Annotated in this window: 1 protein-coding gene; it reads right to left on the bottom strand. The window is 66.4% G+C overall.

The genetic code is table 11. The features are described 5' to 3' along the window. The coding region (locus tag I53_RS05665; RefSeq protein WP_043347651.1) for an ABC transporter permease subunit at positions 1 to 223 on the bottom strand (223 nt) is incomplete at both ends.

Genomic DNA, 223 nt, shown 5'->3' with positions numbered 1-223 from the left:
CGATGGCGTAGGCCAACGTGGTGGTCTTCAGGAGGTTGATGAGGTTGTTGTTCAGGGCCGGCAGGCACACGCGCAGGGCCAGCGGCAGGACGACGTACCGGTAGGCCTTGAAGCGGGTATAGCCCAGGGCCTCGGCGGCCTCGACCGTGGTCCGGGGCACGGCCTCGATGCCGGAGCGGAAGATCTCAACGTTGAACGCGCCCGCGAACAGCGACAGCGAGAT

Origin of the sequence: Methylobacterium sp. B1, assembly GCF_000333255.1 — a bacterium.
Classification (GTDB): Bacteria; Pseudomonadota; Alphaproteobacteria; order Rhizobiales; family Beijerinckiaceae; genus Methylobacterium; species Methylobacterium fujisawaense.
The sequence above is the reverse complement of the archived record's forward strand: the minus strand, read 5'-3'. Positions and strand labels throughout refer to the sequence as shown.